We start from the raw sequence: 12,877 nt of genomic DNA, 5'->3' as shown, positions 1-12,877 counted from the left end.
GCCCGTGACGGACGAGGCCCGCCGCCGCGACCACGGCCGCGTCTGGCTATTCTTCGGACTGGTATTTCTGGTCAGCTGGGGCGTAGGCGGACTTTATCTGGCCTTTCCCAGGTCCCTGACCGCCACCTTCGGCCCCTTTGCCTACGGCTGTCCGGCCTACTATCTGGCTGCGTGGTCGCCCACCCTGGTCGCCCTTGGCCTCACCTTGGCGTTCGAAGGACCGGCTGGTCTGGCCAGGCTTGGGCGCCGCTTGGTTCAGGTCACACCATTGTGGGCGCTGGTTCCGGCCTTCCTGATCTTGCCGGCGATCGCTCTGTTGCTGAGCCTGCTCATGCCCCGCCTGGGGGCCTGGCAGGTCTCGCCCAAGGACATCCTGATCGCTGCGCCCCTGGTGCTCTTTACGACAGCCCAGATTGTCACCAATTCCGGGCCTCTTGGCGAAGAGCTGGGATGGCGCGGCTATGCCCTGCCCCGTCTTCTAGACCGCTGGTCGCCCGTTCACGCCGGTACAATCGTCGGCTTGATCTGGACACTCTGGCACGTCCCGGCGTTCCTGTTTTCGGGCATCATGAGCACATCGCTGGCGAACCTGGGCGTCTATATGCTCGGCACGATTGGCCTGTCGTTGCTGATGACGTGGCTGTTCGTACGAACCGGCGGCAGCGTCCTGCTGGCCGGGATCATTCCACACTTCGTGATCAATGGATTGGGGGCGGTCGGCGCCTGGCAGTCACGGCCGGCGGAGGTGTTGAGCCTGGCCATTGTTGCTGCGGCGCTTCTCGTCTTGCTGGCCAGGAGGAATAGAAGCGGAGCGGTCGATATCGACCGCTCCGCCTGTCTCAAGCCTGAAGGTCCAGACTAGAGCATTTTCCGATAAGTGTGAAACGGTTATCGGATCGAAAAATGCTCTAAACTTTTGATTTAGAGCCCTTTTCGCCCGACCCTGATAAAGCCATCAGGTCGGAAAGGGCTCTAGAACGTCTTGCGCACCGTCACGCCCATGGTGCGTGGCTGGCCGACCGTGTAGCCGAGGCGCGCCCGACCACCACGTTCGCGGTCGAAGGACAGCAGCGGGTTCTCGTCGAAGACGTTGTTGGCGTAGGCGATGATGTCGACGCCGTTGTCCATCTCAAGGCCGATGCTGAAATTGACGATCTCGTAGCTGGGCAGCTGGAGATTGACGACCGTCGGCACGGTTCCGGTGGCGCCGCCGAACGGCAGGCCCGAGACGAAGGAGCGTGGATTGTTCTCCTGGTCGCTGGCCTGCGTATAACGGCTGCCAATGTGCTGGACCGAGGCGTTCACATAGGCCTCGATGTTGTCCTTGAAGCGCCAGGAATAGGTGGCGTCGGCCGAGATCTGGAACTTGGGCACCGACGGAAGACGGTTGCCCTCGCGGATGCCGCCCAGAACCGCGCCCGTCCCGTCCTTCACGGTCGAGTCGAACTCGGCTTCCAGCAGGCTGCCCGAAACGCCGATATCGAAGCCCGGCGCCAGGCGCGCCGAGAGCTCCATCTCGATGCCTTTGGTGTGAGCCTCGGGCACGTTGAACACGACGCGCGAGGAGCACGAGCCGGCGTCCAGCGTCGTCTGCAGGTTCTTGATGTCGGTATAGAAGACGGCGCTGTTGAAGCTGATCCCGCCGAAGCGCGACTTCACGCCGGCTTCGTAGTTCCACAGCGTCTCGTCGTCATACGACTGGAAGCCGCCGAAGATCGCCTTGTCCTGCGGCGAGCACAGCGGCAGGTTCAGCGGATCGTTGACGCCGCCGAGCCGGAAGCCCTGGGCCGCCTGGGCGTTGAAGGTGACCTGATCGCTGGCCTCATAGCTGACCAGGACGCGCGGGGTGAAGCCGTTCGACGAAGTCTTGTCGACCTGGTTGTCGCCATTGGCGAACAGGCCGCCGGACTTAAACTGGCGGGTTTCCTTGAAGTCATAGAAGCGGCCGCCGGCGGTGACGGTCAGCTTGTCGAGCTTGTAGCTGGCTTCGCCGAACAGGGCCTTCTGCTTGATGTTATAGGGCAGGGAGGCGTTGTAGGGGGAGTTGAGCGGGAAGCCGTTGGCCACCGCCGCCGAGGTGCCCGCGCCGAGCCGGGCGTCGGTAAAGGCGTCATAGCCGGGAGTCGGCAGGCGCTGGTCGTAAATGCGATCGACCTCGGAATAGAAGCCGCCAAACACCCACTGGAACGGGCCATCGCCCGTCGAGCCCAGGCGCAGTTCCTGAGTAAACTGCTGAAGGTCGGTGGTGTCGACCAGCTTGGACGGCAGAACCACGGACGCGGCGGGGAAGCCGAGATCCACCGAGACGCTGCCCGTCAGGGCGCTGGCGTCACGGTCGAGGTGGATCTTGCGGTCGACATAGCTGGTCACCGAGGTCAGCTCGACGGCGCCCAGGCCGATCGAGGCGGTCAGGTCGGTCAGCAGGGTGTCGTCGGCGAAGCTCTCGTCCAGCAGCAGGTGCTGTTCGCGCTCGCCCAGCCGGACCGGCGTGCGGGTCGTGGTGTTGGGGTTTGCGAACAGGTTGAACACTTCCTGACGGTTGAAGCCGTCGGCGCGGATCTCCTGGTAGACGACGCGCGGGGTGATGCTGATGTTCTCGGTCGGCTGGAACAGCACCGCCAAGCGCCCGCCGGCGCGGCGGCCGTCATTGACGTTTTCCTTGCGCCCGCCGCCCTCGCGGCGCGCGTCGATGAAGCCGGCGTATTTGGTGTAGTAGCCCACCGCGCGCACCGCGACCTTGTCTGACACTGGAATGTTGACCGCGCCTTTGACATAGCCGCCGGTGTCGTCGCCATCGACCATGTTGGCGTTGGCTTCGATCACGCCATCATGGACGCCGATCTTGGGCTGGTTGGTGATGTAGCGAATGGTGCCGCCGACCGAACCCGAGCCAAACAGCGTGCCTTGCGGGCCGCGCAGGGTTTCCACCCGATTGAGGTCGAACAGGTCGATGTCGGGCGTGAACAGCGACAGCGAGATCACCGACTCGTCGAGATAGACCCCGACCTGCTCCTTGACGCCCGGCTGGTCGCGAACGACCTGGCCGGCCGAGACGCCGCGCACCGAGACCTGACTCTGGCCGGGGCCGAGGTTCTGGATCGTCAGGCTGGCGACGTTGCGCGACAGGTCTTCCAGCGTGACCGCGCCGGAGCGCTGGATGTCCTGCTGGGTCTGGGCGTTGATCGAGAACGGCACGTCCATGATGGTCGAGTTGCGCTTGGTGGCGGTGACGATGATTTCGTCGACCGAGGTGGCCTGCGCCGCCGCGACGGTCGGCAGGGCGACGAAGCCGGCCAAGGCCGTGGCGGCCAGCAGCGCTTGACGCGCGCGCGGGCGCTGAGTGCTAAAGCTCATAGATATTCCTCCCAGACGTTCTTTTCGCGGTCTCTGAGCCAAGCCCGGCCGCAACCGGAGCGTTCTTGCCGCTGCGAACGAAAGTCAACGTCAATCGAGGATCGGGCCGGACAAGCCTCCAACCTTGTGTCTTCGCCGACTCACATTTGCCCCGGGCCGGCAAAGACATCGCGAAAATCACCAAATCCCGGCGAATGTTTGCGCGGTGTTGAATAGACACCGGTTTCCATTGGCGTTCCGTCGAGATTTTCCACTGCTGCAGGGCCGCGACGGCGTCCGCGGCTTTACGCTTGCGTGACCTTTCGCCGACGGAATTCAGAGTCTAGGGTGGCCGCCAATTCAAACTAACGTTTAACGGGGAGAAGCGCCCAATGCGCGAAGCGGTCATCGTCTCTTACGCCCGAACCGGTCTGGCCAAGTCAGTCCGCGGCGGCTTCAACAACACCCATGGCGCGGCCATGGCCGGTCACGCCATCCAGCACGCCGTGTCGCGCGCCGGTCTGGAAGGGGCCGAGGTCGAGGACGTGGTCCTGGGCTGCGGCGGCCCCGAGGGCGCCACCGGCATGAACGTGGCCCGCAACGCCGCCATGTGGGCCGGCCTGCCGGTCACCACCTCCGGCCAGACCGTCAACCGCTTCTGCTCTTCGGGCCTGCAAGCCATCGCCACAGCCGCCAACTATGTCCGCAACGACGGCGCCAATGTCGCCATCGGCGGCGGCGTCGAGTCGATCTCTCTGGTCAATGCGGGCGGTCACATGAACCGCCACCACATCACCGAGGAAAAGCTCCTCAAGACCCATCCGGCCCTGTGGATGGCGATGATCGACACCGCCGACATCGTGGCCAAGCGCTACAATATCAGCCGCGAATATCAGGACGAATATGCGCTGCGCAGCCAGCAGCGCATCGCCGCCGCCCAGGCCTCCGGCTTGTTCAAGGACGAGATCGTTCCGATGGCCACCAAGATGAAGGTGGTCAACAAGGAAACCAAGGAAGAGAGCCTGGTCGACTACGTGGTCGACAAGGACGAGTGCAACCGTCCCGAAACCACGCTGGAGGGCCTGGCCAAGCTGGAGCCCGTCAAGGGCGCCGGCAATTTCGTCACCGCCGGCAACGCCAGCCAGCTGTCGGACGGCGCCGCCGCCGTGGTGGTCATGGACGCCAAGGAGGCCGCTCGTCGCGGCCTGGAGCCCCTGGGCCTGTTCAAGGGCTTCGCCGTCGCCGGCTGCGAGCCCGACGAGATGGGCATCGGCCCGGTCTTCGCCGTGCCCCGCCTGCTGGAACGTCACGGCCTGAAGGTTGACGACATCGACCTGTGGGAACTGAACGAAGCCTTCGCATCGCAGTGCCTCTATAGCCGCGACAAGCTGGGCATCGATCCGGAGAAGTACAACGTCAACGGCGGCTCGATCGCCATCGGCCACCCCTTCGGCATGACCGGCGCCCGCTGCGCCGGCCACCTGCTGATGGAAGGCAAGCGTCGCGGCGCCAAGCTGGGCGTCGTGACCATGTGCATCGGCGGCGGCATGGGCGCCGCCGGCCTGTTCGAAATCTTCTGATTTCGATCAGGACAGACCAGAGGCGCTCATCACTTAAAGTGGCTGAAATCGCATTCGCGATTTCAGCGCGGCGCGGCGGGTCTGTTCGAGATCTTCTGATCTTTCATTGTCATCCCGGAAGCCTCGCAGAGGCTATCCGGGACCACGGCACGCTCAGCGTTTCCGGCGGTCCCGGCTCTGCGCTTCGCTACGGCCGGGATGACAAGGAAAACGAGCTCAACGAAACCGGGCCGGGAACCTTCAATCGGGTTTCCGGCCCGTTCTGCATTCTGGTGGGGCTTTCCGGAGATTATTTTCGGGAGGCGCTTGAACCCCGGCCTTTGGCAACCATTTGTGCTGCCGAAGGCGCACCGCGCGATATCCGCGCGACGCCAAATCAGAGACTTGCCATGGCCATCAAGGCCTTCTTCGCCCTCGCCCTCGTACTTTCGGTAACCATTGGCCTGCTGTTGCCGACGCCGGGCGCACATAAAGCGGCGCCGACCCAATCGTCGATCCAGACGATCGAGCTGCGACGCGGCTAACCGGCCCAGGTTGCGACGCTCTTTTCCTGCCCCGTAGCGAAGCCTGCGGGGGAGGTGGCGCGCTGCGAATACGCAGCGTGACGGAGGGGGCGTCCGGCGCTTGCCCCTAAACCTAGGGCTTGGGCTGCGCGGCCAGCACCGCTGTGTGCTCGGCGCAGCCCTTCAGGGTCTCGCCGTCGATCCAGACCTCGGCATAGAACCGGTAGACCCGGTCAGACATGCCGTCGGTGCAGACGCCCGGCGTCAGGCGCACGACCAGACGACCCTTGTCTTCCACCAAACCGTTTGAGTCCCACACGCCCTGCTCGCCGTCGATCCGCACGCCCGGATTGGCGTTGCTGACCTCGGGAGCGTCAGGGCGGGTCAGGGCGACGCTGGCGGTCCGGATCTTCACGGCCCAGAACGGCTCGGTTCCGATAACGTCGATATCGCCGGAATAGTCAGGCGCCTTGGCGGAGGCCGGCGCGTCGGCCGGCGGCGCGGGCTCCTCGGAAGCGCCCATCGGCGCTTCGCCGCAAGCAGCGAGGGTCAGGAGCAGGATCGACAAGGCGGCTGTACGAAGCATGGCGGCGACTATCCCCTTTTGCCCGACTGAGGCTAGACTCATGCGGCATGACTCGGAAAGCTTCTCCCTCGTTCCTTGAATTCTTCGCTGGCGGCGGCATGGCCCGCGTCGGTTTGGGAGACGGCTGGACCTGCGTCTTCGCCAATGATTTCGACCCCTTGAAAGCGACCGCCTACCGCGCCAATTTCGTCGACTCTGGCGCCTCGAACGGTGACGGACACTTCCACCAGGGCGACGTCTGGGCCATCGACTCCGACAGCCTGCCGAGCGCCGACCTGGCCTGGGCCTCCAGTCCCTGCCAGGACTTCAGCCTGGCCGGAGCGCGCGCGGGCTTAAGCGGCGGTCGCTCCTCGGCCTTCTTCGGCTTCTGGAAGCTGATGCAGGCGCTGAACGCGGCCGGCCGGGGCCCCGACACCATCGTCATCGAGAACGTGGTCGGGATGTTGACCTCGCATGACGGTCGCGATTTCGCTGCTCTCTGTCAGGCCCTGGACGACGAGGGTTATCGCTTCGGGGCGCTGGAAATCGACGCGGCGCAGTTCACGCCGCAGTCGCGGCCGCGCGTCTTCGTGATCGCCACCCGCAAGCCCGCCGACGCCCTTGCTGGCCCCAGCCCCTTCCACACCCGCGCGGTCAGGGCGGCCCATGCTCGCCTGCCCGCCGCGCTGCAAGCCGACTGGATCTGGTGGGGGTTGGACGCGCCGCCGGCCCGCAACACCGACCTGGCCGCCACCCTCGAGCCCGACGACGCCGTTTCGTGGAACACGCCCGAAAAGACCAGGGCTCTGCTCGCGCTGATGGCGCCCACCCACCGCGCCGCCGTCGAGGTCCGAGTGCAGAGCGGCCAAAGGGCGGTCGGGGCGGTGTTCAAGCGCATGCGCAATGGCCAGCAACGGGCCGAGGTGCGGTTCGACGGTCTGGCGGGCTGCCTGCGCACGCCGCGCGGCGGCTCCTCGCGCCAGACCCTGCTGGTAATCGACAACGGTCAGGTGCGCTCGCGCCTGATCGGCCCCCGCGAGGGCGCGCGGCTGATGGGTCTGCCCGACGCCTATGTCCTGCCCGGCAGCCAGACGGCCGGCCTGCACGTGATCGGCGACGGCGTCGCCCCGCCCGTGGTGCGCTGGCTGGCGGAGCGATTGCTGGAACCTCTGGTTGTCAGTAAATCTGCAAGCCTGGCCGCCGAATGACCCGCTGACAGGTGAAAACCCACGCCGTAAGGTGAGTTTAAATCTGCAAAACCTTCAGCGAGACGTCCCATGGCCGACGCCACCTCCTCCTACGATGCGGCCCGCTACAAGCGTTCCGGGCGCGGCAAGATCTACGACTCCATCCTCGACACCATCGGCGACACCCCGCTGATCCGGCTGCCGCGCCTGTCGGCGCAGATCCAGCCCAAGGGCGAGGTCGTGGCCAAGCTCGAGTTCTTCAACCCGCTTGCCTCGGTCAAGGACCGCATCGGCGTGTCGCTGATCGAGAGCCTGGAAGCCCAGGGTATCCTGAAAGAAGGCTCCGTCATCGTCGAGCCGACCAGCGGCAATACCGGCATCGCTCTGGCCTTCGTGGCCGCCGCCAAGGGCTACAAACTGATCCTGGTAATGCCGGAAAGCATGTCGATCGAGCGTCGCAAGATGCTTCTGATCCTGGGCGCCAAGCTGGAACTGACCCCGGCCGAGAAGGGCATGCGCGGCGCTGTCGCCCGCGCCCAGGAGATCATTGAGGCCACCCCCGGCGCAGTGATGCCGCAGCAGTTCGAGAACGCCGCTAACCCGCTGATCCACCGCGTCTCGACCGCCGAGGAGATCTGGAACGACACCGCCGGCGCCGTCGACGCCGTGGTCTCGGGCGTTGGCACGGGCGGCACCATCTCGGGCGTCGGCCAGGTGCTGAAGGCCCGCAAGCCCTCGGTGAAGATGGTGGCAGTCGAGCCGGAGGCCTCGGCGGTGCTGTCGGGCGGCGCGCCGGGTCCGCACAAGATCCAGGGCATTGGCGCCGGCTTCGTCCCTGGCATCCTGGATCGCGGCGTCATCGACGAGATTGTCCAGGTCAGCAATGACGACGCCTTCGCCATGGCCCGCCGCTCGGCCGCCGTCGAAGGCCTGCCGGTCGGCATCAGCTCGGGCGCGGCCCTTACTGCCGCCTTCGACCTGGCCCTGCGCGACGACTATGCCGGCAAGCTGATCGTGGCGATCATCCCCAGCTTCGCCGAGCGCTACCTGTCTACGGCCCTGTTCGACGGTCTGTAGTCGAAGGGCGGCAGCCCGGCATGACCACCGACGTCTATGACAAGGCCAAGCGTTCGGCCGTGATGGCGCGGGTCAAGAGCCAGGACACCGGACCCGAGAGGCAGTTGCGCGAGGCGCTAACTGCGCTCGGGGCCCGGTACCGGCTGCAACGCAAGGATCTTCCCGGCAAGCCCGACCTGGTAATGCCGGGTCGCAAGCTCATCTTCTTCGTTCATGGCTGCTTCTGGCATGGCCATGACTGCCCCAGGGGTTCACGCGTGCCTCAGGCCAATCGCGACTACTGGCTGGCCAAGGTCTCGCGCAACAAGGCTCGTGACACCGCCTCGGTCGCAGCGCTCACTACTGCCAGCTGGCGCGTCGAAACTGTCTGGGAATGCCAGATGAAGGACGCCGAAGCGCTGAAGGCCCGGCTGGTCCAGGTTCTGGCCGAGACCCTGGATCAGGCCGCCGCGCGGGCCTTGATCACCAGCACCTGAGTCAGCGCCGTGTAGAGCTCGATGGGATCGATCGGCTTGGCGACATGGCCGTTCATGCCGGCGGCCAGGCACGCTTCCCAGTCCTTGGGCGTGGCCGATGCGGTCACGGCGACAACTGGCGTATCGCGGTTGGGACCCCCGCCCGCGCGCAAGGTCCGGGTCGCCTCGCGGCCATCCATGCCGGGCATGTAGACGTCCATCAGCACCGCGTCGAAGATTTCGGCGCCCAGCAGCTCCAGGGCCTGCTCGCCGGATTCCGCCAGGGTGGCGTCGACGCCGAAGGGCTGCAGCACCAGTTCGATGGCCCGCCGGTTGACCACGTGGTCGTCGACTACCAGCACCCGCGCGCCGGCGATGGAGGGGCCCTCCTCGCCGGCTTCGGGCGCCTGAGCGGCCTCGACCGTCAGCGTCAGGATGAAGGTCGCGCCCTGGCCCTCGACGCTGGTGACGATCAGGTCTCCGCCCATCAGGCGGGCCAGTTCGCGGCTGATCACCAGGCCCAGACCCGAGCCGCCATGCTGGCGAACCACGCTGGTGCTCAGCTGCTCGAACGGCGTGAACAGGCGGGGCAGGTTGGCCTGGGAAATTCCGGGACCGGTGTCGGTGACGGTGATGGTCAGGCGCCGGTCGACCCCGTCGTCCCGGCTCTCGAACCGCAACGCGATGCCGCCCCGGTCGGTGAACTTGATGGCGTTGGACAAGAGGTTGTTGAGCACCTGGCGCAGGCGCAGGGCGTCGCCGGCCACCCATCTGGGCAAGGCCGAGGCGCCCTCTATTCGCAGGCGAAGCCCCTTCTTGGAAACCTCGGGACGCCACAGTCGCAAGGTGTCCGCCAGGGTCTGGCGCAGATTGTACGGAGCCTTCTCGACCGCCATGCGGCCGACCTCCAGCCGCGAGAAGTCCAGCAGGTCGTTAAGCAGGGTCCGCATCAGCCCCCCGGCGTCGCTGATCAACTGGGCGTGGATCTTGGAGCTGGCCTCGGGGACCTCGCTGTGCAGGCGCGCCGCGCCGGCCAGGATGGCGCTGATCGGGGTGCGCAGCTCGTGGCTGATCATGGCCACGAAGGCGGACTTGGCGGCCACGGCTTCCTCAGCTTCATGCCGGCGAAGCTCGGCCTCTTCCTTGGCGTCCGCCTCGGCCTTCAGCGCGGCGCTCAGGGTGCGGCTGGCCACGGCGACAGAGGCGATCAGCAGCAGGGCCGCGAACCACAGGGCGTTGGCCAGGGGCGCGCCAGGGTTGGCGATCCGCCCGACGAACGGCGCGATCAACAGATAGATCACATGCGGCGCGGCGGCCGACAGGGTCGCCGACCTCAGGCTGCCATTGACCACAATGACATTGAGCAGCGAGCCGGCCAGCAGCATGCCGCCCAGGGTCGGGGCGAACCGCTCGTGCGAGGCGAACAGCGGCAGGGACAGGAAGCCGAAGATCGCCGAGGTGACGAAGGGCGACGTGGTCAGCGCCAAGCGCCGCCAGGTCGAGGGCCGGGCCTCGGGATCGGCCCTCACCGGCCGGGTCACCCAAAGCTCGAACAACTGCGCCGTCACATAGAGCGAGGCCCAGATCCAGACCCACTTCATGTCGACGAAGGCGTGCAGGATGATGGAGATCGTCAGGGTGGCGAACAGACGCAGATAGGTATTGGAGCGTCGCGAAGCCGCGGCGCGCGCCACATCCCTTTGCGTATCGCTCACCCCCATCGGCGTCTCAAGTCCCTTGGGTCGACGCACACGTCGCGTCTCCGGCAGTCTCCATGACAAGCGCTAAGATGATGTGAAGCACCAGCGTTCCGTCAATGTGGGCGTCGCCGACATTTCCGTAGGCCGGTCGCAATTTTTGTAGCGAACAAAGCCTGGAGCGGACTCGGTTGAGGCAAAATCTACCCTATTGGCGGGCCTGGCGCCAATAGGTGCCGCTCACGGGCGAGGCCCGAAGGCGCGGCCCTCAAAGGCGCGGTCGGTCCTCAAAGGCGCGGTCCAAGTCCGCCTCTTCGACGCCGTCGACCTCAAGGCGTTTTATGCACGCGGTTGCGCGCGCCGCCAGACGGACGGCGGATTTGGGGATGCGCAGACTCTTGGCGATGAAGCCAATCAGGGCTGTGTTGGCCTCTCCATCGACCGGGGCGCTGGCCACGCGCACCTGCAGATACGCACGCCGTTCGGCGCACTTGGCCCAGCCGTCCGCCCCGTCACGCCCGCCGTGTGACGTCAGGCGGACGGCCAGCAGCATGGATCAGCCCACCAGGTTCAGCAGCGCGAACTGCAAGGCCGGCAGGATGAAGCGCTGAATGCCGGTGATGATCAGCAGCACGATGATCGCGCTGATATCCACGCCGCCCAGCGGCGGAATGATCCGCTGGAATGGCCGCAGCACCGGACCGGTCACGCGGTCCAGGAAGGTGCTGATCTGATAGACGGCGCGATTGCGCAGATTGATGACGTCGAACGCCACCAGCCAGCTCATCACCGCGGAGATGATAATCGCCCACCACAGAAGGCTGAGCAGCGCCGAAGCGATGAAAAAGACGAAGTTGATAATGGCGGCCATGGGTTTCCCGTCCGAGTCATCCGCTTCTGCCGCGCCTTGGCTCCGCTGGCAAGCCAAGCCGAATTCCCCAGCTTGACGCGAGCCCCTCCCCGCCCTATTCCCGCGCTTCCTTGGGGCCGTAGCTCAGATGGTAGAGCGCCTCGTTCGCAATGAGGAGGTCAGGGGTTCGATTCCCCTCGGCTCCACCAAGGAACACCCCCGGAACATCCCTGTGCCTTCCGCAGCGTTATGTCGGCTATCCGGCGGTTCGCGCTTTCGGTAGCGGTTATGGTCCCGCTTGTTCTCTCCTGAAGTCGGGAAGCGAGTCGGGTCGAATGGTCTTCTTTTGCTACATCTATTCGCTCGGCTCGGAGGTGCCTCACATGGAGGCCCTGACCTGTTCGTCGTTGAGCGAGGCGCAGGCCCGCTGCCGACGGATGCTGAACGACCACCGCGCCGCCGCGCGAGCCGAACTGTTCGACGACGACGAACGGGTGGCGATCATTTCCTTCGAAGAGGCCGGCGATCGTCAGGCCCAGGCCTGATCGCGCCCGCCAACGGCGCCCGCGACGACGGCTGCTGGACAATCTTGAGATCGGCCTCGACCTGGATCTGGACAAGGCCATCGGCTGGCGCGGGGGCAGCGTCCATATTCTGGCGCTCAACAACAGCGGCGGCATGCCCAGCGACGACGCGGGCACGGCCCAGGGCGTTGACAATATCGAAGTCTCGCGTCAGCGCGCCCGCCTGTTCGAGGCCTGGGTGCAGCAAAGCTTCGCCGGCGACAAGGCCTCGGTGCTGGCCGGCCTCCATAACCTCAACAGCGAATTCTACGCCAATGACAGCGCCGGCCTGCTGATCGCGCCGGCCTTTGGCATCGGCTCTGAACTGGCCGCCACCGGCCCCAATGGCCCGTCGATTTTCCCGTCCACCGCCTTGGCGGCGCGCGTGAAATGGGCGCCGCGCGAGGATCTCTATCTCCAGGCCGCCGCGTTGAACGCCTCGGCGCCCTGCTGATTGCCGAAGCCGGCTGGACCGGCTCGGGCAAGTTCGCCGTCGGCGCCTGGCGCTACACGGAGAAGCAGGACGACATTCGCGATCTCGATCCGGCCGGCGATCCGGCCAGGAGCGACGCTCAAGGCGTCTATCTGCTGGCCGAACATCCGCTGGACGTGCGAACCGAAGGACCGCGCCGCGCGGTCGCCTTCGCGCGCCTGGCCTTTCGGACGGCGACACCACCGACTTTTCCGGGGGTTGGCAGGCCGGGATACTGATCCAGCAAGTCTTCGAGAGCCGCCCCAATAGCGCCCTGTCGTCCGGCGCCAACCAGGCCTGGTTCGGCGACAAGGCCCGCGCCAATGCCATCGACGCGGGCGCGCCCCTGCGGCGTTCGGAATCGGCTCTGGAACTGACCTATGCCGACACCTTCGGCCCGATCACCCTGCAGCCCGACCTGCAATATGTGATCAACCCGGCCGGCGACGAAGCCATCGGCCACGCCATCGTCGCGGCCCTGCGGGTCAGCGTCGCGTTCTAGAGCATTTTCCGATAAGTGTGAAACGGCTATAGGATCGAAAAATGCTTTAAACTTTTGATTTAGAGCCCTTTTCGCCCGACCCTGATGAAGCCA

15 protein-coding genes and 1 tRNA gene are annotated in these 12,877 nt (G+C 65.8%); 11 read left to right on the top strand and 5 right to left on the bottom strand.

From position 1 onward, the window contains the following. Positions 1-4 precede the first annotated feature (4 nt). Positions 5-862: a CPBP family glutamic-type intramembrane protease gene (locus ACP69S_RS08865; protein WP_425996357.1), complete on the top strand. Its 858-nt coding sequence runs from the start codon at positions 5-7 to the stop codon at positions 860-862. A 110-nt stretch (positions 863-972) separates the two neighbouring features. Here the strand turns inward: ACP69S_RS08865 and ACP69S_RS08860 are convergent, their stop codons facing one another. After that, positions 973-3,354: a TonB-dependent receptor gene (locus tag ACP69S_RS08860; RefSeq protein WP_425996355.1), complete on the bottom strand. Its 2,382-nt coding sequence runs from the start codon at positions 3,352-3,354 to the stop codon at positions 973-975. 371 nt (positions 3,355-3,725) lie between these two features. Here ACP69S_RS08860 and ACP69S_RS08855 point away from each other — a divergent pair, with 371 nt between their 5' ends. Beyond that, positions 3,726-4,913: an acetyl-CoA C-acyltransferase gene (locus ACP69S_RS08855; protein ID WP_425996353.1), complete on the top strand. Its 1,188-nt coding sequence runs from the start codon at positions 3,726-3,728 to the stop codon at positions 4,911-4,913. A gap of 38 nt (positions 4,914-4,951) precedes the next feature. Next, positions 4,952-5,437 carry a hypothetical protein gene (locus tag ACP69S_RS08850; RefSeq protein WP_425996351.1) on the top strand — a complete coding sequence of 162 codons (486 nt, stop codon included), beginning with the start codon at positions 4,952-4,954 and terminating at the stop codon, positions 5,435-5,437. Between the two features lie 112 nt (positions 5,438-5,549). Here ACP69S_RS08850 and ACP69S_RS08845 read toward each other — a convergent pair whose 3' ends face one another. Continuing rightward, a complete protein-coding gene (locus ACP69S_RS08845) occupies positions 5,550-6,002 on the bottom strand; it encodes a COG3650 family protein (RefSeq protein WP_425996349.1) in 453 nt (150 codons plus the stop codon). Between the two features lie 47 nt (positions 6,003-6,049). Here ACP69S_RS08845 and ACP69S_RS08840 point away from each other — a divergent pair, with 47 nt between their 5' ends. From ACP69S_RS08840 to ACP69S_RS08830, 3 genes are all read left to right on the top strand, one after another. Beyond that, positions 6,050-7,189, top strand: a complete 1,140-nt coding sequence (locus ACP69S_RS08840; protein WP_425996346.1) for a DNA cytosine methyltransferase — start codon at positions 6,050-6,052, stop codon at positions 7,187-7,189. Between the two features lie 69 nt (positions 7,190-7,258). Next, on the top strand, positions 7,259-8,245 hold the full coding sequence (gene cysK / locus ACP69S_RS08835; RefSeq protein WP_425996344.1) for a cysteine synthase A: 987 nt from the start codon (positions 7,259-7,261) through the stop codon (positions 8,243-8,245). 20 nt (positions 8,246-8,265) lie between these two features. Beyond that, on the top strand, positions 8,266-8,721 hold the full coding sequence (locus ACP69S_RS08830) for a very short patch repair endonuclease (protein ID WP_425996342.1): 456 nt from the start codon (positions 8,266-8,268) through the stop codon (positions 8,719-8,721). On the opposite strand, the gene ACP69S_RS08825 is transcribed toward ACP69S_RS08830, so the two are convergent. The 3 genes from ACP69S_RS08825 to ACP69S_RS08815 all read right to left on the bottom strand — a co-directional run bounded on the left by ACP69S_RS08825 (position 8,685) and on the right by ACP69S_RS08815 (position 11,268). After that, positions 8,685-10,421, bottom strand: a complete 1,737-nt coding sequence (locus ACP69S_RS08825; protein WP_425996594.1) for an ATP-binding protein — start codon at positions 10,419-10,421, stop codon at positions 8,685-8,687. The genes ACP69S_RS08830 and ACP69S_RS08825 overlap by 37 nt on opposite strands. Positions 10,422-10,665: 244 nt before the next feature. Continuing rightward, the gene (locus ACP69S_RS08820; RefSeq protein ID WP_425996340.1) at positions 10,666-10,950 is read right to left on the bottom strand and encodes a DUF167 family protein; all 285 of its coding nucleotides are present in this window, start codon (positions 10,948-10,950) and stop codon (positions 10,666-10,668) included. A gap of 3 nt (positions 10,951-10,953) precedes the next feature. Further along, positions 10,954-11,268 (bottom strand): YggT family protein, encoded by a 315-nt coding sequence (locus ACP69S_RS08815; protein ID WP_425996338.1) that lies wholly within the window; start codon positions 11,266-11,268, stop codon positions 10,954-10,956. A gap of 112 nt (positions 11,269-11,380) precedes the next feature. On the opposite strand from ACP69S_RS08815, the gene ACP69S_RS08810 reads away from it, so the two are divergent. From ACP69S_RS08810 to ACP69S_RS08790, 5 genes are all read left to right on the top strand, one after another. Further along, a tRNA-Ala gene (locus ACP69S_RS08810) sits at positions 11,381-11,456 on the top strand. 174 nt (positions 11,457-11,630) lie between these two features. Next, positions 11,631-11,792 carry a hypothetical protein gene (locus ACP69S_RS08805; RefSeq protein ID WP_425996336.1) on the top strand — a complete coding sequence of 54 codons (162 nt, stop codon included), beginning with the start codon at positions 11,631-11,633 and terminating at the stop codon, positions 11,790-11,792. Beyond that, complete coding sequence (locus ACP69S_RS08800) at positions 11,773-12,264, top strand: carbohydrate porin (RefSeq protein ID WP_425996592.1); 492 nt, start codon at positions 11,773-11,775, stop codon at positions 12,262-12,264. The genes ACP69S_RS08805 and ACP69S_RS08800 overlap by 20 nt, the downstream gene beginning before the upstream one ends. Further along, positions 12,201-12,521, top strand: a complete 321-nt coding sequence (locus ACP69S_RS08795) for a hypothetical protein (RefSeq protein WP_425996333.1) — start codon at positions 12,201-12,203, stop codon at positions 12,519-12,521. Before ACP69S_RS08800 ends, ACP69S_RS08795 begins: the two co-directional genes overlap by 64 nt. Further along, on the top strand, positions 12,515-12,784 hold the full coding sequence (locus ACP69S_RS08790; protein ID WP_425996591.1) for a carbohydrate porin: 270 nt from the start codon (positions 12,515-12,517) through the stop codon (positions 12,782-12,784). Before ACP69S_RS08795 ends, ACP69S_RS08790 begins: the two co-directional genes overlap by 7 nt. The last annotated feature ends 93 nt before the right edge of the window (positions 12,785-12,877 follow it).

It is taken from the genome of Caulobacter sp. DWR1-3-2b1 (genome assembly GCF_049895765.1).
Taxonomy (GTDB): Bacteria; Pseudomonadota; Alphaproteobacteria; order Caulobacterales; family Caulobacteraceae; genus Caulobacter.
Note: the sequence above shows the minus strand (reverse complement) of the source record. Positions and strands in the feature narration are given on the sequence as shown.

What these genes read in the sequence shown, in the direction of transcription:
- ACP69S_RS08825 (WP_425996594.1), bottom strand. Translation starts at nt 10,421, where the DNA reads ATGGGGGTGAGCGATACGCAAAGGGATGTGGCGCGCGCCGCGGCTTCG.
- ACP69S_RS08855 (WP_425996353.1), top strand. Translation starts at nt 3,726, where the DNA reads ATGCGCGAAGCGGTCATCGTCTCTTACGCCCGAACCGGTCTGGCCAAG.
- cysK (WP_425996344.1), top strand. Translation starts at nt 7,259, where the DNA reads ATGGCCGACGCCACCTCCTCCTACGATGCGGCCCGCTACAAGCGTTCC.
- ACP69S_RS08805 (WP_425996336.1), top strand. Translation starts at nt 11,631, where the DNA reads ATGGAGGCCCTGACCTGTTCGTCGTTGAGCGAGGCGCAGGCCCGCTGC.
- ACP69S_RS08795 (WP_425996333.1), top strand. Translation starts at nt 12,201, where the DNA reads ATGGGCGCCGCGCGAGGATCTCTATCTCCAGGCCGCCGCGTTGAACGC.
- ACP69S_RS08820 (WP_425996340.1), bottom strand. Translation starts at nt 10,950, where the DNA reads ATGCTGCTGGCCGTCCGCCTGACGTCACACGGCGGGCGTGACGGGGCG.
- ACP69S_RS08815 (WP_425996338.1), bottom strand. Translation starts at nt 11,268, where the DNA reads ATGGCCGCCATTATCAACTTCGTCTTTTTCATCGCTTCGGCGCTGCTC.
- ACP69S_RS08860 (WP_425996355.1), bottom strand. Translation starts at nt 3,354, where the DNA reads ATGAGCTTTAGCACTCAGCGCCCGCGCGCGCGTCAAGCGCTGCTGGCC.
- ACP69S_RS08830 (WP_425996342.1), top strand. Translation starts at nt 8,266, where the DNA reads ATGACCACCGACGTCTATGACAAGGCCAAGCGTTCGGCCGTGATGGCG.
- ACP69S_RS08840 (WP_425996346.1), top strand. Translation starts at nt 6,050, where the DNA reads ATGACTCGGAAAGCTTCTCCCTCGTTCCTTGAATTCTTCGCTGGCGGC.
- ACP69S_RS08845 (WP_425996349.1), bottom strand. Translation starts at nt 6,002, where the DNA reads ATGCTTCGTACAGCCGCCTTGTCGATCCTGCTCCTGACCCTCGCTGCT.